Below are 20,627 nucleotides of genomic sequence, written 5' to 3' on the forward strand. Positions count from 1 at the left end.
CCATGCGCCTGTCGACCATCAAGCTGTCCGGCTTCAAGTCCTTCGTCGATCCGACCACGCTGCACCTGCCGACCAACATGACCGGCATCGTCGGTCCGAACGGCTGCGGCAAGTCGAACATCATCGACGCGGTGCGCTGGGTGATGGGCGAAAGCTCGGCCAGCCGGTTGCGCGGCGATTCGCTGACGGACGTGATCTTCTCCGGTTCCTCGGCGCGCAAGCCGGTGTCGCAGGCCACGGTGGAACTGATCTTCGACAACACCGACCACACCATCGCCGGCGAGTACGCCTCGTTCAACGAGATCTCGGTCAAGCGCCAGGTCAGCCGCGACGGCAGCAGCAGCTACTACCTCAACGGCACCAAGTGTCGGCGCCGCGACATCACCGATCTGTTCCTGGGCACCGGCCTGGGCCCGCGCAGCTACTCGATCATCGAGCAGGGCATGATCAGCCAGATCATCGAGGCGCGCCCGGAAGACCTGCGCGTGTACCTGGAGGAGGCCGCCGGCATCTCCAAGTACAAGGAGCGGCGCAAGGAGACCGAGACCCGCATCCGCCACACCCGCGAGAACCTGGAGCGCCTGGGCGATTTGCGCGAGGAGATCGGCAAGCAGCTCGAGCACCTCAAGCGCCAGGCGCGCCAGGCCGAGCAGTACCAGGCGCTGCAGGAGGAACGGCGGATCAAGGATGCGCAGTGGAAGGCGCTGGAATACCGCGGCCTGGACGGCCGCCTGCAGGGCCTGCGCGAGGCGCTGGGCCAGGAAGAGACCCGCCTGCAGCAGCTGATCGCCGAACAACGGGATGCCGAAGCGCGCATCGAGACCGGCCGCGTGCGCCGCGAGGAGGCCGCCGAGGCGCTGAGCACCGCGCAGGCCGAGGTCTACAAGGTCGGCAGCACCTTGGCCCGGATCGAGCAGCAGATCCAGCATCAGCGCGACCTGTCGCAGCGCCTGCACAAGGCGCGCGACGAGACGCAAACGGCGCTGGCCGAACTCGGCCAGCACATCGGCACCGACGAGGCCAAGCTGGCGCTGCTGCGCGAATCGGTGGACGTGGCCGGCCCGCAGCTGGAGCATCTGCAGGAAGACAACGAATACAAGCAGGAAGCGCTGCGCGAGGCCGAGGCGCGCCTGGCCGACTGGCAGCAGCGCTGGGAATCGCACCAGCGCAATACCGCCGAAGCCTCGCGTGCCGGCGAAGTGGAGCGCACCCGCGTCGATTACCTGGATCGGCAGTCGCTGGAGGCCGAGCGCCGTCGCGAGGCGCTGCTGGCCGAGCGCGCCGGGCTGGACCTGGACGCGCTGGCCGAGGCGTTCGCGCAACTGGAACTGCAGCACGAGACCCAGCGCGCCGCGCTGGACGGCCTGACCGAGCAGGTCGAGGCGCGCAAGCAGGCGGTGGCGGCGCTGCAGGACCAGCAGCGCACCGCGCAGGCCGAACTGGCCGACGTGCGCAAGCAGGCGCAGGCCGCGCGCGGCCGGCTGTCGTCGCTGGAAACCCTGCAGCAGGCCGCACTCGGCCAGGAGCAGGGCGCGGCAGTGGCCTGGCTGCAGGCGCGCGGGCTGGATTCGGCGGCGCGCGTCGGCGAACGGCTCAACGTCGAGAGTGGCTGGGAGAACGCGGTCGAAGGCGCGCTCGGGCAGTTGATCGAAGGCGTGCTGGTGGAGGCGCCGGAACAACTGGTCGACGCGCTGGGCGAACTCGGCGAAGGCCGCATCGCCCTGGTCAGCGGCGAGGAGGCGGCCGAGACCTTCGCGCCGACCTCGCTGGCGGCCAAGGTGCAGGGGCCGATCGCGATCCGCCGGCTGTTGGCGCGGCTGCACGCGGCCGAAGATTTGAGTGCAGCGCGGGCGCTGCTGCCGCAACTGGGCGAGGGCGACTCCATCGTCACCCGCGACGGCGCGCGCCTGGGCCAGGGCTGGCTGCGGGTGTCGCGCTCCGGCGCGGCCAAGCAGGGCGCGCTGCTGCGCGAGCGCGAGATCCAGAGCCTGCGCGGCCAGATCGAGACGCTGCAGGAGCGCGAGGCCGATCTCGAACACCGCCTCGGCGAGATGCGCGCGCAGTTGCTGGCCGGCGAGCAGCAGCGCGAGGACGCGCAGCGCCAGCTGTACCAGGCGCACCGCAGCGCTTCCGAACTGGCCGGCCAGTTGCAGAGCCAGCAAGGCAAGGTCGACGCCGCGCGCACCCGCATCGAACGCATCGAGCTGGAGGTCGCGCAGCTGCTGGAAACCCTGGACAGCAGCCGCGAGCAGGCGCGCGAGGCGCGTTCCAAGCTGGAAGACGCGGTCACCAGCATGGGCGACCTGGAGTCGGTGCGGCACGCGCTGGAAAGCGAGCGCCGCCAGCTTACCGAAGCGCGCGACCTGGCCCGCGACGCTGCGGGGCGGGTGCGCGAAGCCTCGCACGCGCTGGCCCTGACCCTGGAGTCGCAGCGCACCCAGATCGCCTCGCTGAGCCAGGCGCTGGAGCGCATGGGCAACCAGCGCGGGCAACTGGACGCGCGCCTGGGCGAACTCAGCGCGCAGTTGAACGAGGGCGATTCGCCGGTGCTGGCGCTGGAGGCCGAGCACCAGGCCGCGCTCAGAGAGCGCGTGCGTACCGATCGCGCGCTCGGCGAGGCGCGCGCGTTGCTGGACGGCATCGACAACGAACTGCGTGCGCTGGAGCAGACCCGCCAGCAGCGCGACGAACAGGCGCTGGCGCAGCGCGAACGCATCGCCCAGCGCCGGCTCGACCAGCAGGCGCTGGTGCTCAGCGCCGAGCAACTGTCGGCGGCGGTGGTCAAGGCCGGTTTCGTGCTCGAGGACGTGATCAATGGCCTGCCCGAACATGCCGACCCGGCCGAGTGGGAGCAGGCGGTGCAGCAGATCGACGCGCGCATGCGCCGGCTGGAGCCGGTCAACCTGGCGGCGATCAGCGAGTACGGCGAGGCCGCGCAGCGCGCCGAGTACCTGGAAGCGCAGGACGTCGACCTCAATACCGCGCTGGAGACCCTGGAAGACGCCATCCGCAAGATCGACCGCGAAACCCGCGGCCGCTTCAAGGACACCTTCGACCGGGTCAACTCCGGCGTGCAGGCGCTGTATCCGCGCCTGTTCGGCGGCGGCCACGCCTACCTGGAACTGACCGGCGAGGACCTGCTGGACACCGGCGTGGCGATCATGGCGCGGCCCCCGGGCAAGCGCGTGTCCAGCATCTCGCTGCTGTCCGGCGGCGAAAAGGCGATGACCGCGGTGGCGCTGGTGTTCGCGATCTTCCAGCTCAACCCCGCACCGTTCTGCCTGCTCGACGAGGTGGACGCGCCGCTGGACGAGGCCAACGTCGGCCGCCTGGCGGCGATGGTCAAGGAAATGAGCGAGAAGGTGCAGTTCCTGTTCGTCAGCCACAACAAGGCGACGATGGAGGCGGCGCACCAGCTCAGCGGCGTCACCATGCGCGAACCGGGCGTCAGCCGCCTGGTCAGCGTGGACCTCGAGGAGGCCGCGCGTTTGGCGGGCGCGGCCTGACGTGACATGCTAAAGGGCGTGATGCGCGTCGAGGCGCTGTCGCTGTAGGGACAGACCTCGTGCGCAAGCCGCTACGTTCCCCCTGTGTACCCTTGCCGGAGTAACCCCTGAATGTCCGACATGGCAATGCTACGCATCGGCATCCTCGCCGCCGGCTTGCTGTTGATTGCGGCGATCTTCCTGTTCGGCCGCCCCAAGAAACCGAGCCAGGGCCGGCGCGTGGAGCCGGCCGATCCGGCCGCGCCGCGCCGCGAACCCTCGCTGGGCGACGCCGCCCCGGCGGTCGGCGATGACGCGCTGGCTGCCGATGGTGTCGACGGCGACGCGCGCCAGCCCGAACTGGGCCTGCCCGCGGCGGAAGCGCCGGGCGCCGAGCTCGGCAAGCGCCCGAGCCAGGATTTCGACAAGATCGTCTCCCTGTACGTCGCCGCCCGCGCCGGGCAGGTGCTGCGCGGCGAGGACATCGTGGTGGCCGCGGAGAAGACCGGCCTGACCTTCGGCCACATGAACGTATTCCACCGCCTGGTCGAGGGGCATCCCGAGCGCGGCCCGATCTTCAGCATGGCCAGCATCATGAAGCCGGGCAGCTTCGACATGGCGCACATCCGCGAGATGGAGACCCCGGCGATCGCCTTCTTCCTGACGTTGCCGGCGCCGATGACCGCGCTCGACGCCTGGGAAAAGATGCTGCCGACCGTGCAGCGCATGGGCGAACTGCTCGACGGCGTGGTCCTGGACGACAGCCGCAACGCCCTGGGCCGCCAGCGCATCGCCCACATCCGCGACGACCTGCGCGCCTACGACCGCCAGCACCAGGCGCCGCCGTTGACGAAGGCGCCGCGCTGGTAAGCGCCGCGCCAGCGGCGCGGCGCGGGATTGGGGAGGCGGGATTGGGCAATCGTACACGCTCCAGGCCCGGTCACTGCTCCGAACAGCCACATCATCGACCTGCCGATCGGGTGTGGACCGCCGCTGCGGCGCGGCCCGGCGTACTGCCGGTGTGGCATCGGCATGAAACAAAAAAAACCTCCATGAAGGAGGCCAATGAGACGAGAGGATCCTGGCTGGCGAGCGAAGGCTGGCGGGCGGATCGGTGCGCAGCTGGCTGGCGCAAGGCTGGCGGGCTTGCTGCGGGGCGCAGTGTAGCGGCCGCGCGCGATCGGCGATCGAACGCGAATCAATCTCATCTGTGGGTCGCTGCGGACTCCTGCTCCAGGCCCCGGGCGGCACCGAGCGCTGGAGCGCCCCCGACGGGCTGTACGTGCGCTGCTCGACGCAGCAGGGCGGCTCACTGCGCGGGAGCGGCAGTCGATGGTCGGGCCTGTTTTGCAGGCGTCGAGGGAGCAGTGGCTTGCGTGGTCCCGGGCGCGTGGTCCGGTTCGGCATCGGCCGCAGTCGCTGCGTCGTCCGCATCGGGTTCCGGATACGGATAGGGCGGTGCGGCGGCGTTCGGCAACTGCGCGCGCCAGTGCTGCAGCCAGCTGCCGATGCGCGCACCCACGTACAACTGCGGATACGACGGCGCTTCGCCTTCGGCCTGTTCGCGTGCGCTGATCTCGGCGCTGGCCAGGCTGTAGCTTTCGATCATGTCGTTGGTGCGCGCCAGTGCGTCGATCAGCCAGGCACGGCCGAAATAGGTGGCGCTGGCGGTGTTGCCGCAGCCGAACGAGGGCCGGTCGCGGCGTGCGGCGGTGATCACAAGGGTGTCGGCGGTCTTCAGCGCCGGCACGAAGCCGCCGGAGTAGCAGGCCGAGATCACGATGATGCGGTTGCGGATGCCGGCGTCGTCGAGCAGGCGGCGCAGTTCCTGCGGGGTGATGGTGTCGTACTCGGCATCCTCGCCGGGGCCGAACTGCAGGTACAGCTCGTGCTTGTCGGTGCCGTGGCTGGTCAGGAACAGCAGCAGCGCATCCTCGCGCGGATCCATCAGCTTGCCGACGCGGTCCAGCGTATCGGCCAGGTTGTCGTAGGACGCCTGCGGCGCGTAGGCGTGCGCGCCCAGGTTGTCGCCGTGGTTGATCAGGGTGGCGATGCGGCCCGCGGCGCCGAAGCGCTGCGTGAACATCTGCCGCAGGTACAGCACTTCGTTGCGGAATACGTCCTCGCTGGCGTCGCCAGCGAAGCCGACCACGTACAGGTCGGGAATGCCTGGGCGCTGCGCCTGCAGCGATCCCAGCGCCTGGCGCAGTTGCGCCTGGTCGACCGGATCCGGTGCCGCCTCGTCCTGCGCCGCCTCGTCCTGCGCGGTGTCGGCCGCGCCGGCCGGCATGGCGCCGGCATCGGAATGGCAGGCAGGCAGGGCCAGCGCCAGCAGCGCGGCCGGCAGCAAGCGGCGTCGCAGCAAAACGAGCGGTCGCTGCCACGCCGCCAGGACGGCCCTCAGGGCAGCGGCAGGCCGGCGCATGCGTGTTCTGAGAAGCCCAGGTCGGCGAAGCTCTCCGCGCGGCGGTGGCCGTTGCAGGCCTCGCCCTGGCGCGGTTGCGGGTAATCGTCGCGGCGGTCGATCAGCACCGTGTCCAGGCCGGCGGCGCGGGCCGCATCCAGTTCGGCGACCACGTCGGACAGGAACACGATCTGCGCCGGCGCCACCCCGATCGCCTCGGCGATGCGCGTGTAGCTGGGTTGCTCGCGCTTGCCGCCGATCTCGGTATCGAACCAGCCGGAGAACAGCGCGCGCAGGTCGCCCGCGTCGCTATGGCCGAAGAACAGTTTCTGCGCCGGCACCGAGCCGGACGAGTACACGTACAGTGCGCGGCCGTCGGCATGCCAGCGGCGCAGCGCCGGGGCGGCATCGGGATAGATGTGCGCGGTGAAGTCGGCATCGCGGTAGCCGGCCTCCCAGATCATGCCCTGCAGCGCCTTGAGCGCGGTGTGCTTGCGGTCCTGGTCGATCCAGCCCTGCAGGGTCTCCACGATCACCGCATCGGTGCAGATGCCGCCGCATTCGCTGGCGACGGCATCCAGCCAGTGCCGCACCTGCGGCTGCTGGCCATGCTCGCGCACGAAGCCGGGCAGGGCGCGGCGCGCGTACGGGAACAGCACGTCCTTGACGAAGGAGATGCTGCTGGTGGTGCCTTCGATGTCGGTGAGAACGACGCGCGGATCGGTCATCGCTCAGTGCGCCTCGCCGCGCAGCTTCGCCTCGTAGCGCGGGAAGCGCTGGGCGATGTCGGTGCCGGTGAAGTGGCCGACCCAGCCGTCCGGCTCGGTGAAGAAGCGGATCGCGACGAAGCGCGGTTCCGGCCCCATGTCGAACCAGTGGTGGGTGCCGTCGGGCACGGCGATCAGGTCGTTCTGCACGCACTCGATCTCGTAGACCTTGCCGTCCACGTGCAGGGTGAACAGACCGGAGCCGGCGACGAAGAAACGCACCTCGTCTTCCTTGTGGAAGTGCTCGTCGAGGAACTTCTTGCGCATCTCCTCGCGCTGCGGGTTGTCGGGGGCGATGCTGACCACGTCCACGGTCTTGAAGCCGTTGGCGGCGACCAGGCGGTCGATGTCGGCCTTGTAGGCAGCCATCACCGCTTCCGGCGAGGCGCCGGCCTCGATCGGCTGGTTGGCCTGCCAGCGCTCGAAGGTGACGCCGATCTTGCGCAGTTCGGCGGCGATCGCGTCGCCATCGCGGCTGTCGAACAGCGGCGTGTCGGGAGTGGTGTCGGCGAAGATGCGGAGTCGGCTCATGGCGGCGGGCGAAAGCGGCAGGGGGAACGAAAAGGGTAGCAGGTGCGCGGCTGGCGGCCGTTGCGGCGCTGGAACGCTGTCGCGCCGCGGCGGCTCAGCCGGCGGCGCGCAGCTTGCGCAGCTCCAGCTCGCAGTGCAGCAGGAACTCGAAGGCCTCCAGGTGGCGTCGCGCCTCGGCCATGTCGCGGCCCCAGGCGTACAGGCCGTGGCCGTCGATCAGGTAGCCCCACAGCGGCGTGCGGTCGAGCAGGGCGTCGACCTGCGTCGCCAGCACGGTCATGTCCTGGGTGTTGGCGAACACCGGCAGGTCCACCGCGGTCTCGTGGGTCTGGTTGCCGTGCAGCGCCTTCAGCAGCTCGTAGCCTTCCAGGCGGATATGGCCCTGCGGTGCGTACAGGCGCGAGGCGATGGTCTGCACCGGCGAATGCGTATGCAGGATGCAGCCGACTTCGGGGAAGCGCCGGTACAACTGGGTGTGCAGCAGGGTCTCGGCGGATGGGCGCAGCGGACGGCCGACGGCCTGGCCGTCGAAGTCCACCACCATGATGTCGTCCTCCACCAGCCGGCCCTTGTCGCGGCCGGAGACGGTGATCGCCGCGTGGCGCTCGTCCAGGCGGTGCGAGAAGTTGCTGCTGGTGGCGGGAGTCCAGCCGGCCTGCGAGAGTTCGCGGATGTTGTCGATCAGCAGGTGCGCCAGCGTGCGCAGGCGCTCGGAATCGTAGGGCAGTGCGTTCATGCGCGTAGTGTAGGGCTTGGGGGTTGGATTGGGATGACAGGTGGCTGGATCCAAGCGCATCTGCTCATGCCTTACCTTCACGCCAACCCCTCTCCCGGGGGGAGAGGGGCTTTGGCTTCTCCCTTCTCCCCTTGGGAGAAGGTGCCCCGCAGGGGCGGATGAGGGTCCGGGCGAAGCCACGTGTCGCCAGCTGGGTGCAGCGCTTTGCGCGCCGTACCCTCACCGAACCCCTCTCCTGGAGGGAGAGGGGCTTATGGCGCTCAGCCCTGGCTGCCGCGCAGGCGGCTGTGGCGGTAGCCGTAGCCGAAGTAGATCGCCAGGCCGATCACCGTCCAGCCGGCCATCAGCATCCAGTTGTGCGCGGTCATCGCCGACAGCAGTGCCAGGCAGCTGAGCACGCCGGCGATGCAGATCGGCCAGGCGAACGGGATGCGGAACGGACGCGGCAGGTCCGGCTGGGTGCGGCGCAGGATCAGCACGCCGGCGCAGACCGCGGCGAAGGCGATCAGGGTGCCCATCGAGGTCAGTTCGCCCAGCACGTCCAGCGGAAACAGCGCCGCCAGCAGGGCGATGCCGATGCCGGTGATCACCGTGTTGACGTGCGGGGTGCGGTAGGTCGGGTGGATCTTGGTGAACACCGGCGGCAGCAGGCCGTCGCGGGCGATGATCATGAAGATGCGCGGCTGGCCGATGATCATCACCAGCACCACCGACGACAGGCCGATCAGCGCGCCGACCTCCACTACCACGCGCAGCCAGCCCAGCTGCGGATGCGCGGCGACCGCGGTCACCACCGGCTCGTCGGTGCCCAGTTGCGCGAACGGCACCAGCCCGGTCATCACTGCGGCCATGGCGATGTACAGCACGGTGCAGATCACCAGCGACAGGATCATGCCGATCGGCAGGTCGCGTTGTGGCCGATGCGATTCCTGCGCCGCCACCGACACCGCCTCGAAGCCGATGTAGGCGAAGAACACCATCGCCGCGCCGCGCAGCACGCCGTCCATGCCGTACTTGCCCGGGCCTTCGTTGGCGGGGATGAACGGGTGCCAGTTGGCCGGGTCCACGTATTTCCAGCCGGCGGCGATGACCAGCACGATCAGGCCGCTCTTCAGCACCACCATCGCCATGTTCATCGCCGAGGACTTGCGGATGCCGACGTAGCACAGCCAGGTCAGCAGCAGCACGATGCCGGCGGCGGGGAGGTTGGCGATCGCGCCGGTGGGCTGCAGCTTGCCGTCCAGTGGCGCGTTGACCAGGGCCGCCGGTAGATGGATGTCGAAGTGGTCGAGCAGGCTGAGGAAATAGCCGGTCCAGCTCACCGCCACCGCCGAGGCCGACACGCCGTACTCCAGCACCAGCATCCAGCCGATGAACCAGGCCGCCAGTTCGCCGAAGGTGGCGTAGGTGTAGGTGTAGGCGCTGCCGGAGACCGGCACCATCGCCGCGAACTCGGCGTAGGCCAGCGCGCAGAACGCGCAGCACACCGCGGCCAGCACGAACGAGAGCATGATCGCCGGCCCGGCGTGGTTGGCCGCGGCCTGCCCGGTGATGACGAAGATGCCGCCGCCGATCACCGCGCCGATGCCCAGCGCCGTCAGGCCCCAGGGGCCGAGCGCGCGTTGCAGGCCCAGCCCGCCGGCGTCCTCGTGACTGGCGTGGGGGTGTTTGGTGGCCAAGAGTTGTTTGAGCATGGAGCGGTTCCAGCCGGGCGCGGCGCGCGAGGAAGAGGGGACGAACGCGAAGACCGGCGCGGACGCCGGTCTTCGGGGGAGCGGATCAGGCCTTCGCGGCCAGGCGGCTGTTGCGGATGCCGTAGAAGAAGTAGATGCACAGGCCGATCAGGGTCCAGCCGACGAACACTTTCCAATGCTCCTGGAACGCCTGGAAGAACAGGCCCACGCAGAACAGCGCGCCCAGCGGGCACACCGCCCAGAACAGCGGTACCCGGAACGGACGCGGCAGGTCGGGACGGGTGAAGCGCAGCACCATCACGCCGACGCAAACAGTGGCGAAGGCCAGCAGAGTGCCCATCGACACCAGTTCGCCCAGCACGTCCAGCGGAATCAGCCCGGCCAGCAGCGCAGCGAGCACGCCGACCACCACCGTGCCGACGTAGGGCGTGTGGAAGCGGCGATGGACCTTACCGAACAGCTTCGGCAGCAGGCCGTCGCGGGCCATGGTGTAGAAGATGCGCGGCTGCGCCATCAGCATCACCAGCACCACCGAGGACAGGCCGGCGATGGCGCCGATCTCGACGAAGGTCTTCAGCCACGCCAACTGCGGGTAGTGCTCCAGCGCGGTGGCCACCGGCTTGGCGGTACCCAACTGGGTGTAGGGCAGCAGGCCGGTCAGCACCGCGCAGACGATGATGTAGATGATGGTGCAGATGGCCAGCGACACCAGGATGCCGATCGGCATGTTCTTCTGCGGGTCCTTGGTCTCGCCGGCCGAGGTCGAGACCGCATCGAAGCCGATGTAGGAGAAGAACACGATGGAGGCCGCACGGAAGATGCCGCTCCAGCCGAACTCGCCCGGGCCGGTGTTCTCGGGGATGAACGGGTGCCAGTTGTCCGGGTTGATGTAGAAGAGGCCGACGCCGACGAACAGGCAGATCACCAGCACCTTGATCGCCACCACGATGGCGTTGACGAAGGCCGACTGGGTGACGCCGATGTAGCACAGCGTGCTGACCGCGGCCACGATCAGCACCGCCGGCAGGTTGACGAGGTTGCCCGAGGCCACGAACGCGTGGCCGGTCCAGGTCAGCGGCGCGCTGGCCAGTTCCACCGGGAAGGGCAGGCCGAGGGTGCCGGTGACGAAGCTGATCAGGTAGGCCGACCAGCCGACCGCGACGCTGGAGCCGGCGAACAGGTATTCCAGCACCAGGCACCAGCCGATGAACCAGGCCACGCCTTCGCCGAGCGTGGCGTAGGAATACGAGTAGGCGCTGCCGGAGACCGGCAGCATCGCCGCGAACTCGGCGTAGCACAGGCCGGCGAAGGCGCAGGCCAGGCCGGCGAACACGAACGAGAGCATCACCGCCGGGCCGGCATGATTGGCCGCGGCCTGGCCGGTGAGCACGAAGATGCCGGCGCCGATCACCGCGCCGATGCCGAGCAGGATCAGGTGTCTGGCGGTGAGGGTGCGTTTGAGGGTGGCTTCCCCCTCCAGACTGCCTTCGAACGGTTCGCCGGCATCGACGTGACCGGCCGGTTCGATCGGCTTGACCCTCAGCAGAGACTTGAGCATTCGGTGCATCCCCAGGTGGCGGTACGGGGCAAGCGGCCCCGGCAATGGCGAAGCGCCGGGCCCGCAGCGGGCGACGCAAGCGTCGTACCATGCCAAAGCCGGCCGGCCGCCACAAGCCGCGCTGCACCGTCGGCGGCGATAATGGCGGCCCCCGAACGCGAGAACGCCGATGCCGGAGTCGTCCCTACGCCAGCAGTTGCAGGCCCATGCCCGGCAGTGTCCGGAGCAGGCCGAGGTCGCCGCGCAGTTCCTGGCCTTGCTCGACGATGCCGCCGATCCGTTCGTGCGCGCGCGCCTGGACGGCCACTTCACCGGCTCGGCCTGGCTGGTCAGCGCCGATGGCACGCGCACCCTGCTGACCCATCACCGCAAGCTGCAGCGCTGGCTGCAACTGGGCGGACACGCCGACGGCGACCGCGATCTGGCGCGGGTGGCGTTGAAGGAGGCCGAGGAGGAGTCGGGGCTGGCTGGCCTGGTCGTGGACGACGGCGCGATCTTCGACCTGGACCGCCACTGGATTCCTGAGCGAGGCGATGTGCCGGGGCACTGGCACTACGATGCGCGGTATGTGGTCCGCGCCGGCGCGGACGAAGCCTTCGCGGTCAGCGAAGAATCGCTGGCGTTGGCCTGGCGCTCGATTGCCGAATTGCTGGATGAAGCGGATCTGGATCCGTCGCTGCGGCGCATGGCGCGCAAATGGCTGGAGCGGCAAGCCCCTCTCCCCCCGGGAGAGGGGTTGGGGTGAGGGTCGGGCGCGAAGCGCTGCACCAATCTGGCAACACGAGGCTGCGCCCGTACCCTCATCCGCCCCTTCGGGGCACCTTCTCCCGATGGGAGAAGGGAAAGCCAGAGCCCCTCTCCCCTCGGGAGAGGGGTTGGGGTGAGGGTAAGAGCGCGCAGCGCACCCACAAATCCCCAATCCCCAATCCCAGCTAGTAAAGAATGCGCGTCCGCAACGTCCCCGCCACCTGCGCCAGTTCCTCCTTCAGCACCGCCGCCTGCTCCTCGCTGGCGCCCACGTCGATCACCACGTAGCCGACCTTGGGGTCGGTGCGCAGGAACTGGCCGTCGATGTTGACGTTGTGGCGCGAGAACAGTTCGTTGATCTGCGACAGCACGCCCGGCACGTTGCGGTGGATGTGCAGCAGGCGCAGGCTCTCGGCGTGCTCGGGCAGGGTCACCTCGGGGAAGTTCACCGCCGACAGGGTGCTGCCGTTGTCGCTGTAGCGCACCAGCTTGGCCGCCACTTCCACGCCGATGTTGTCCTGCGCCTCCAGCGTGCTGCCGCCCACGTGCGGGGTCAGGATCACGTTGTCGTGCCCGACCAGCGGCGATTCGAACAGGTCGCCGTTGCCCTTGGGTTCGATCGGGAACACGTCCACCGCGGCGCCGCCGATGTGGCCGCTGCGCAGCGCCGCGTCCAGTGCGTCGATGTCGATGACGGTGCCGCGCGAGGCGTTGATCAGGTGCGCGCCCGGCTTCATCTGCGCCAGCTGCGCCGCGCCGATCATGTCGCGGGTGGCCGCGGTTTCCGGCACGTGCAGGGTGACCACATCCGAGCGCGCCAGCAGGTCGTCCAGGTCGGTGGCGGTGCGGGCGTTGCCCAGCGACAGCTTGGTCTCGATGTCGTGGAAGATCACCTGCATGCCCAGCGCCTCGGCCAGCACGCCGACCTGGGTGCCGATGTGGCCGTAGCCGACGATGCCCAGCACCTTGCCGCGGGTCTCGTGGCTGCCGGCGGCCGACTTCGACCAGCCGCCGCGGTGGCATTCGGCGTTCTTCTGCGGAATGCCGCGCAACAGCAGGATGGCCTCGGCGATCACCAGTTCGGCGACGCTGCGGGTGTTGGAGTAGGGCGCATTGAACACCGGGATGCCGGCCAGTTCGGCGGCATCCAGGTCGACCTGGTTGGTGCCGATGCAGAAGCAGCCGACCGCGATCAGCCGCTTGGCGTTGGCCAGCACCTCGGCGCTGAGCTGGGTGCGCGAGCGGATGCCGACGATGTGCGCCTCGGCGATGCGCTGCTTGAGCTCGTCTTCCGGCAGCGACTTGGCGTGCAGTTCGATCTGCGAGTAGCCGGCCGCGCGGAACACGTCGACGGCGGTCTGGCTGATGCCTTCGAGCAGCAGCACGCGGATATCCTGCTTCGGAAACGAGGTCTTCTTGGGCGACATTGCGGCGAGTGAGCGATGGCCAACGGGCCGGTCACTATGCCAGATGGCTCCGCGCTTTGGTGCGCCGCAATAGGATGCCGGGAGGCCGTGGATGCAACGCCGGCGGACGGTTTCAGGTGCATCGATTGGCAGCGGCCGGCGAGGGCATTCGTGAGTGGGGAGTGGGGATTCGCAAAGGCGCGACCTGCTGGCAGCGAACTGGACGCCGTTGCGCAACGCTGGCACGCTTGAATGCTTGCCTCCGCCGATGCCTCTCCGCCCATGACCGACCCGCGCCTGGATGCCCTGGCCCTCGCCGTTCCCGGCCTGCGCCTGAAGACCGATCCCGCCGACCTGGAACACTACGGCCGCGATTGGACCCGGCGCTGGACCCCGGCGCCGCTGGCGATCGCGCTGCCGGCGACGGTGGAAGAGGTGCAGTCGGTGCTGCGCTGGGCCAATGAGCACGCGGTGGCGGTGGTGCCCTCCGGCGGCCGCACCGGCCTGTCCGGCGGCGCGGTGGCCGCGCACGGCGAATTGGTGCTGAGCCTGGAGCGGATGAACAAGGCGCTGGCGTTCGATCCGGTCGACCGCACCCTCACCGTGCAGGCCGGCATGCCGCTGGAAGCGGTGCACAACGCCGCGCGCGAGCACGGGCTGCTGTACCCGGTGGACTTCGCCGCGCGCGGGTCGTGCTCGATCGGCGGCAATATCGCCACCAACGCCGGCGGCATTCGCGTGATCCGCTATGGCAATACCCGCGAATGGATCGCCGGGTTGAAGGTGGTCACCGGCAGCGGCGAGCTGCTCGAGCTCAACCGCGGCTTGATCAAGAATTCCAGCGGCTACGATTTCCGCCAGTTGCTGATCGGCTCCGAAGGCACCCTTGGCATCGTGGTCGAGGCCACCCTGCGGCTCACTGATCCGCCGCCGCCGAGCAACGTGATGCTGCTGGCGCTGCCCTCGTTCGAGGTGCTGATGCAGGTATTCGCCGCGTTCCGCAGCCGGCTGCAGCTGGAGGCGTTCGAGTTCTTCACCGACCGCGCGTTGCAGCACGTGCTCGCGCATGGCGCGCAGGCGCCGTTCGACACCGTCTATCCGTACTACGTGGTCACCGAATACGCCAGCGGCAACGAGGCGCAGGAGGCCGCGGCGCTGGCCGCGTTCGAGGCCTGCATGGAGCAGGGCTGGGTGCTGGACGGGGTGATCAGCCAGAGCGAGGCGCAGGCCGCGCAGCTGTGGCGCCTGCGCGAAGGCATTACCGAGGCGGTGGCGCGCTACACGCCGTACAAGAACGACGTCTCGGTGCGGATTTCGGCGATGCCGGCGTTCCTGGCACGGACCCAGGCGCTGCTCGGCGAGGCCTACCCGCAGTTCGAGGTGGTGTGGTTCGGCCACATCGGCGACGGCAACCTGCATATCAACGTGCTCAAGCCCGACGCCACCGCGCCGGCCGAGTTCATCGCCGCCTGCGAGCAGGTCACCAAGCTGCTGGCGCAGGTACTGGCCGAGCACGGCGGCAGCATCTCCGCCGAGCACGGCATCGGCCTGGTCAAGAAGCCGTACCTGGACAGCACCCGCAGCGCCGAGGAGATCGCGCTGATGCGTGCGGTCAAGCGCGTGTTCGATCCGTCCGGTCTGCTCAATCCCGGCAAGCTGTTCGATCCCTGAGCCCGGCCGCAGCACTGCCGCACGGCCCGTTCAGGCGCTGCGCGCGGCGGGCCGCTAGGCTATGCGGCGCGGCCCTGGCCGTCCCCCTTTTCACGATCCTGTTTGGAACGATTGCGATGACCCGAGTGACCGCGCGCTGCGCCCTGCTGTTCGCCTTGATCCTGCCCGCGTTCGCGCAGGCGTCCAGCTTCGCTGGCAGCTCCGCCGGTTCGGCCTCGGCCGGTTCGGCCGGCAGCTCGGCGTCCTCGGACAGCAGTTCCAACAACGACAAGGTGGTGCTGCAGGCGCGCGACGACGCGGCCGGCTTCGTCGCCAGCGCCGGCCGCATCCGCGGCGTGCAACTGGAAGCGGCGTTGCGCGTGCTGCGCGAACGCAACCCGCAGGCGCAGCAGGCCAGCGACCTGGAACTGGCGCAGGCGATCCTGGCGCTGTGACCGCGCGCCGGCCACGGCGCCTAGTCGCGCGGTGGCTGGTGATGCTGGCGCTCGCCGCTGCGGTACCCGCAGCGGCCGCGACGGTGTCCGTCGATGAGCGCGAGCTGAGCCCAGCCGAGCGCACGGCCAGCCAGGCCGTGCTGGCCGCGGCGCAGGCGCGGCTGCCCCCGGCCTGGGCCGCGGCGCTGCCGACAGGGCTGCCGCTGCAATGGCGCGACGACCTTCCCGCGCAAGTGCATGGGCGCGCGCAGGCCAGACGCCTGCTGTTGAACAAGCGCCTGCTGCGCGACTGGATGGCGGCAGAGGATTCCGACACCGATCCGGCCATCGATCCGGCGCGGCGACCGGCCCTGGCCGCGGTGCTGCATGAACTGGCGCATTTCTACGATCGTGCCGCCGCAGGGCGGCTGTCGTCCGATCCGCGGCTGCTGGATCTGGCCGGCTGGCAGGTCAGCCCGATGCGCCTGGGCCTGCGCCGCGGCCACAACCGCTTCACCGAGCGCAGCCCGGACCGCTACGAATTGCAGTCGCCGGCCGAGTTCGTGGCGGTGAATCTCGAACACGTCCTGCTCGATCCGGACTATGCGTGCCGCCGCCCGGCGCTGGCCGCGTATTTCGCCGAGCGCCTGGCGTGGACGCCACCGGCCCGCGACTGCGCGCCGGGCCTGGCGTTCGTGCAGGATCCGCTGGCCGAGCAGGCGGCGCTGCTGCAGATCGACCCGGCGCGGGTCTACGCGGTGGACTACCTGCTGGCCGAAGGCAACGCGCAGCCGATGAGCCACTGGGGCCACAGCATGCTGCGCCTGGTGATCTGCGCGCCGGGGCGGCCGCTGGGGCCGGCATGCCGGCTGGACCTGGCCGAGCACCGGGTCTTGTCGTTCCGCGCCTTCGTCGATGATGTGCAGATCTCCAGCCTGCGCGGGCTGACCGGTTCGTACCCGTCGCGGCTGTTCGTGCTGCCGCTGCGCCAGGTGGTGGACGACTACACCCAGGTGCAACTGCGTGGCCTGCAGTCGCTGCCGCTGCGGCTCTCGCGCGAGGAGATCGCCGCGCTGCTGGAGCGCGCCGCGCAACTGCACTGGAGCTACGACGGCCGCTATTACTTCCTCAGCAACAACTGCGCGGTGGAGACCTACGCCTTGCTGCACGACGGCGTGCCGCGGTTGTCGGCCGCGCACCTGTCCGGCATCAGCCCGACCGGATTGCGCCGGCGCCTGGTACGGGCCGGCATCGCCGATGCGTCGGTGCTCGACGATGCCGACGCGGCGGTGCGGGAGGGCTATTACTTCCCGGCGGCGAGCGCGCACTTCGCGGAGATGTTCGCGGTGGCGCGCCGTGGGCTGGCGCTGCCGGCGCGCACTGCCGACGCGTGGCTGGACCTGCCGGCCGCGCAGCGCGCGCCGTGGCTGCAGCGCGGTGACCTGCGCGCCAGTGCGGCCTTGCTGGTGCTGGAGAACGCCGCGCGGCGCCGCGCCGAACAGCGCGGCCGCGATGCGTTGAAGCGGCGCTATCTGGGCACGCCGCTGCCGTCCGCGGTGGCCGCTGCGGGCGAGGGCAAGGCGGCTGCCGACACCCGCGACGCCGCCAGCGCCGTGCGCGCCGTCTTGGCCGAGCAGGGGCTGCTCAGCCAGCCGGCGAGCCTGCTGCAGGGGCAGCCTGGCTATGGCCTGCCGCAGGCGCAGGAGCGCGCCTGGCTGCAGGTCCAGGGACAGGCGCGGATCGCGGCGCTGCGCGAGGATGGTGTCGCGTTGCAGGTGCGCCTGCGCGGGTTGCTGCCGGCGCCACTGCAGGCGGACCTGGCGCAGATCGATGCCAACCTGGCGACGCTGGGCGAACGCCTGCGCACGCTCAACCGCGAAGGTGGCGGGCTGCAGTTGGATTCGCCGTCGCTGTTGCGGCAGCGTGGTGGGCAGCCCTAGTGCGGCATGCGGGCTTGCGATGCGAGGCGATCGAAGAGAGATGTATCGCGCGTGCGGTTGACGGCGGCGCGGTCGCGGCTGAAGCCGCTCCTACGACGCGGCCGGCGGTGGGTTTGTTGCATCGGCTGGTTGCAGCGCAGCCTTTTCGTTATGAAAGGAGGCCGATAGTTCCAGTCGTCGGGACTCAAGTCCCTCCCACAAAAAAGCGGCGTCCCCTCCGCTCGGTTTTTAGGAGCGGCTTCAGCCGCGACGAGCGAAGCGGGGGAGCTGGCCGATGGCGACTACCTTCAGGCCGACGCCGATGCCCGCAAGGGCGCTACCTTGCCCGCACGCAAACCGCCATCACGGCAGTTCGAGACCGACATCCTTGCCGTAGCGGCGCAGCCAGGTGTCGCGCGGCGGATCCTGGCGGTACTGCGCGCGCAGCGTCGCCCACGTCTGTTCGTTGCCGTCGCAGTACTTGGCCATCGCCTGTTCCAGTTCGCGCCGCCGCGCCGCGTCGTAGGGCTCTTCGCCGGCGAAATGGGTGCAGGTGTCCTGGCGCGCGACGAAGGCGCGGATCGGCGCGGGCATCGCGCAGAACCCTTCGTAATGCTCTGGATCGACCGCGTCCGGAATCGTGCACGCGGGCTTGGCCGCGGCTGCGGTGGCCGGCGGCACCGGCATGGCGAGCGCCAGCGCCGTCACGGCCAGCAGCAGACCGAGGGACGCGCGCCGTGGCGCGTGCCCGGCGCGGCCGGCGCGGGAGGCGTGATTGGCACGGCGCCCGCGCACGGACTCAGTCGGCGCGGCCGGCGAATTCGCCGGTGGTGGTGTTGACCAGCACGCGCTCGCCGTTGCCGATGTACTCCGGCACCATGATCTCGATGCCGGTATTGAGCTTGGCCGGCTTCGGGCGCTTGGTGGCGGTGCCGCCCTTGAGTTCCGGCGGGGTCTCGATCACTTCCAGGGTCACGCTCTGCGGCAGCTGGATCGCCACTGGCTGGTCGTCGATGACCTGCACGTAGATGCCGCTGAGGCCGTCGGTGATGTAGCCGGCGTCGGTGCCGATCGCATCGGCGTCCAGGGTGTAGGGCGTGTAGTCCTCGTCGTCGAGAAACACGAAGGCCTCGCCGTCCTTGTAGGAGAAGGTGGCCTGGCGGCGCATCAGCTCGACCTCGCGCAGGTCGTCGTCGCCGTCGAAGCTGGCATCGAGCTTGTTGCCGCCCGGCACGCTGTACATCACGAAGCGGAAGCGCACGTTGCCGCCGCGGCCCTGCGGCGAGCTGCGCTCGATGTCGCGGATCTGGTACACGCCGTTGTTGTACTCGACGACGTTGCCTTTCTTGATTTCGTTGGCTTTCATTTGGGGCTGGGAATCGGGAGTTGGGAATCGGGAATGGGAAAAGCAAAGGCGGAGAACTGGCAATCGGAGGGAAGCGCTTTTGCGATTCCCGATTCCCGATTCTCCGTTCCCGGCTACTTCGGCGCCAACCGCACCGCGCCATCGAGGCGAATGGTCTCGCCGTTGAGGTAGCGGTTGCGCAGCAGGAACATCACCGTGTCGGCGAATTCGTCCGGACGGCCGAGACGCGAAGGATACGGGATCGACGCGGCCAGCGACTGTTGCACGGCCTCGGGCATGCCGTCGACCATCGGCGTCCAGAAGATGCCCGGGGCGATGGTGTTGACGCGGATGCCGAAGCGCGCCAGTTCGCGCGCCATCGGCAGGGTCATCGCCACCACGCCGCCCTTGGACGCGGCGTAGGCGGCCTGGCCGATCTGGCCCTCGTAGGCGGCGACGCTGGCGGTGTTGACGATCACGCCGCGCTCGCCGTCCTCGCCCGGGGCGTTGTGCTGCATCAGGTCGGCGGCGGCCTTGGCGACGTTGAAGCTGCCGACCAGGTTGACCATAACCGTGCCCTGGAAGGTGGCCAGCGGCATCGGCGCTTCCTTGCCGAGTACGCGGCCGGCGCCGAGGATGCCGGCGCAGTTGACCGCGGCGTTGAGTCCGCCGAGGAAATCGCGTGCCGCCGCCAGCTGCGCCGCCACCTTGGCCTCGTCGCTGACGTCGGTGCGCAGGTGGCAGGCCCGCTCCGCACCCAGCGCGGCGACCGCGGCCGCGCCCTTGTCGTCGTTCAGATCGAACAGTGCGACCTTGCCGCCTTCGGCGACGATGCGTTGCGCCACCGCCAGGCCGAGGCCGGACACGCCGCCGGTGACCACCGCTTTGAGATCGGCAAGCTGCATGGATGTTCCCTCCCAGGAAAACGTCCAGTTTAGAGGCTGCCGCCCCGTCGCGGCGAGACGCGACGACCGGCCGCTGTGGGCAAGCCTGTCGTCGGGTGCGGAGCTAGCGCGCTCAGGCTTCGGCGGCCAGCGCCTGGCCGACCTTGCTGCCGGTGGGTCGGCCGAGTTTCTGCGCCAGCCAGCGGCCGGTCGCGGCCAGTGCCGGCAGGTCGATGCCGGTGTCCACGCCATTGCCGTGCAGCAGGTAGACCACGTCCTCGCTGGCCACGTTGCCGCTGGCGCCCTTGGCGTAGGGGCAGCCGCCGGCGCCGGAGACGGCGGCATCGACCACGCGCACACCTTCTTCCAGGCAGGCGGCGATGTTGGCCAGGGCCTGGCCGTAGGTATCGTGGAAATGCACCGCCAATGCGTCCATCGGCACAGCGGCAGCGACCGCGCGCAGCATCGCCCGCGCCTTGCCCGGCGTGCCCACGCCGATGGTGTCGCCCAGCGAGATCTCGTAGCAGCCCATCGCGTGCAGCCGCTGCGCCACCCGCACCACGTCGTCCAGCGGCACCGCGCCCTGGTACGGGCAGCCGAGCACGGTGGAGACGTAGCCGCGCACCTTGACCCCATCCGCCGCCGCGCGCTCCAGCACCGGTGCGAAGCGCGCCAGCGATTCATCGATGCCGGCATTGGTATTGGTGCGGTTGAAGGCCTCCGAGGCGGCGGTGAACACCGCCACCTCGCGCACCCCGACCGCGGCGGCGCGCTCGTAGCCCTGCAGGTTCGGCACCAGCACCGGATAGTCCACCCCCGGCACCCGCGCGATGCCGGCGTAGACCTCGGCTGCATCGGCCAGCTGCGGCACCCATTTGGGGCTGACGAAGCTGGTCGCCTCGATGCTGCGCAGGCCGGTGCGCCCCAGCCGCGCGATCAGCTCGATCTTGTCGGCAGTGGCGACCCAGGCCTTCTCGTTCTGCAGGCCGTCGCGCGGGCCGACTTCGACGATGCGGACGCTGTCGTTCATCGCGCACGCTCCTGCACCGGGAGGGAGTGCGCGCGCC

17 protein-coding genes are annotated in these 20,627 nt (G+C 69.8%); 6 read left to right on the top strand and 11 right to left on the bottom strand.

Going from position 1 to position 20,627, the window contains the following annotated elements; all coding sequences use genetic code 11:
- Positions 1–2 precede the first annotated feature (2 nt).
- Positions 3–3,506 (top strand): chromosome segregation protein SMC, encoded by a 3,504-nt coding sequence (gene smc / locus AC1G9L_RS10210; RefSeq protein ID WP_481070922.1) that lies wholly within the window; start codon positions 3–5, stop codon positions 3,504–3,506.
- A 111-nt stretch (positions 3,507–3,617) separates the two neighbouring features.
- The gene (zipA, locus tag AC1G9L_RS10215) at positions 3,618–4,355 is read left to right on the top strand and encodes a cell division protein ZipA (RefSeq protein ID WP_010342533.1); all 738 of its coding nucleotides are present in this window, start codon (positions 3,618–3,620) and stop codon (positions 4,353–4,355) included.
- Between the two features lie 439 nt (positions 4,356–4,794).
- Here the strand turns inward: zipA and AC1G9L_RS10220 are convergent, their stop codons facing one another.
- From AC1G9L_RS10220 to AC1G9L_RS10245, 6 genes are all read right to left on the bottom strand, one after another.
- Positions 4,795–5,910 carry a C13 family peptidase gene (locus AC1G9L_RS10220; protein WP_481070924.1) on the bottom strand — a complete coding sequence of 372 codons (1,116 nt, stop codon included), beginning with the start codon at positions 5,908–5,910 and terminating at the stop codon, positions 4,795–4,797.
- Positions 5,886–6,617, bottom strand: coding sequence for an acireductone synthase (gene mtnC, locus AC1G9L_RS10225; RefSeq protein WP_481070926.1), 732 nt, complete (start codon positions 6,615–6,617; stop codon positions 5,886–5,888). The genes AC1G9L_RS10220 and mtnC overlap by 25 nt, the downstream gene beginning before the upstream one ends.
- A 3-nt stretch (positions 6,618–6,620) precedes the next feature.
- The gene (locus tag AC1G9L_RS10230; protein ID WP_010340791.1) at positions 6,621–7,187 is read right to left on the bottom strand and encodes a 1,2-dihydroxy-3-keto-5-methylthiopentene dioxygenase; all 567 of its coding nucleotides are present in this window, start codon (positions 7,185–7,187) and stop codon (positions 6,621–6,623) included.
- Positions 7,188–7,281: 94 nt separating this feature from the next.
- Positions 7,282–7,923 (bottom strand): methylthioribulose 1-phosphate dehydratase, encoded by a 642-nt coding sequence (locus tag AC1G9L_RS10235; protein WP_019802500.1) that lies wholly within the window; start codon positions 7,921–7,923, stop codon positions 7,282–7,284.
- Between the two features lie 260 nt (positions 7,924–8,183).
- Positions 8,184–9,617, bottom strand: a complete 1,434-nt coding sequence (locus tag AC1G9L_RS10240; protein WP_019802501.1) for an amino acid permease — start codon at positions 9,615–9,617, stop codon at positions 8,184–8,186.
- A gap of 85 nt (positions 9,618–9,702) precedes the next feature.
- A complete protein-coding gene (locus AC1G9L_RS10245; RefSeq protein ID WP_019802502.1) occupies positions 9,703–11,175 on the bottom strand; it encodes an amino acid permease in 1,473 nt (490 codons plus the stop codon).
- A 169-nt stretch (positions 11,176–11,344) separates the two neighbouring features.
- On the opposite strand from AC1G9L_RS10245, the gene AC1G9L_RS10250 reads away from it, so the two are divergent.
- Complete coding sequence (locus AC1G9L_RS10250; protein WP_481070928.1) at positions 11,345–11,920, top strand: NUDIX hydrolase; 576 nt, start codon at positions 11,345–11,347, stop codon at positions 11,918–11,920.
- Between the two features lie 187 nt (positions 11,921–12,107).
- On the opposite strand, the gene serA is transcribed toward AC1G9L_RS10250, so the two are convergent.
- Entirely contained in the window at positions 12,108–13,349 is a 1,242-nt protein-coding gene (gene serA, locus AC1G9L_RS10255) for a phosphoglycerate dehydrogenase (protein ID WP_019802504.1), read from the bottom strand.
- A gap of 261 nt (positions 13,350–13,610) precedes the next feature.
- Here serA and AC1G9L_RS10260 point away from each other — a divergent pair, with 261 nt between their 5' ends.
- The 3 genes from AC1G9L_RS10260 to AC1G9L_RS10270 all read left to right on the top strand — a co-directional run bounded on the left by AC1G9L_RS10260 (position 13,611) and on the right by AC1G9L_RS10270 (position 17,352).
- A complete protein-coding gene (locus tag AC1G9L_RS10260) occupies positions 13,611–14,999 on the top strand; it encodes an FAD-linked oxidase C-terminal domain-containing protein (protein WP_019802505.1) in 1,389 nt (462 codons plus the stop codon).
- A gap of 116 nt (positions 15,000–15,115) precedes the next feature.
- Positions 15,116–15,433 (top strand): DUF2388 domain-containing protein, encoded by a 318-nt coding sequence (locus AC1G9L_RS10265; protein ID WP_010341821.1) that lies wholly within the window; start codon positions 15,116–15,118, stop codon positions 15,431–15,433.
- Between the two features lie 41 nt (positions 15,434–15,474).
- Positions 15,475–17,352, top strand: a complete 1,878-nt coding sequence (locus AC1G9L_RS10270; RefSeq protein WP_481070930.1) for an Lnb N-terminal periplasmic domain-containing protein — start codon at positions 15,475–15,477, stop codon at positions 17,350–17,352.
- A 342-nt stretch (positions 17,353–17,694) separates the two neighbouring features.
- Here AC1G9L_RS10270 and AC1G9L_RS10275 read toward each other — a convergent pair whose 3' ends face one another.
- From AC1G9L_RS10275 to AC1G9L_RS10290, 4 genes are all read right to left on the bottom strand, one after another.
- Positions 17,695–18,126 (bottom strand): hypothetical protein, encoded by a 432-nt coding sequence (locus tag AC1G9L_RS10275; protein ID WP_481070932.1) that lies wholly within the window; start codon positions 18,124–18,126, stop codon positions 17,695–17,697.
- Positions 18,127–18,130: 4 nt separating this feature from the next.
- On the bottom strand, positions 18,131–18,697 hold the full coding sequence (gene yeiP / locus AC1G9L_RS10280; protein ID WP_010343353.1) for an elongation factor P-like protein YeiP: 567 nt from the start codon (positions 18,695–18,697) through the stop codon (positions 18,131–18,133).
- Between the two features lie 113 nt (positions 18,698–18,810).
- A complete protein-coding gene (locus tag AC1G9L_RS10285; RefSeq protein ID WP_019802473.1) occupies positions 18,811–19,581 on the bottom strand; it encodes an SDR family oxidoreductase in 771 nt (256 codons plus the stop codon).
- A gap of 112 nt (positions 19,582–19,693) precedes the next feature.
- Positions 19,694–20,590: a hydroxymethylglutaryl-CoA lyase gene (locus AC1G9L_RS10290; RefSeq protein ID WP_019802472.1), complete on the bottom strand. Its 897-nt coding sequence runs from the start codon at positions 20,588–20,590 to the stop codon at positions 19,694–19,696.
- Positions 20,591–20,627: the final 37 nt, after the last annotated feature.

Source organism: Xanthomonas sp. NCPPB 1132 (assembly GCF_056629235.1).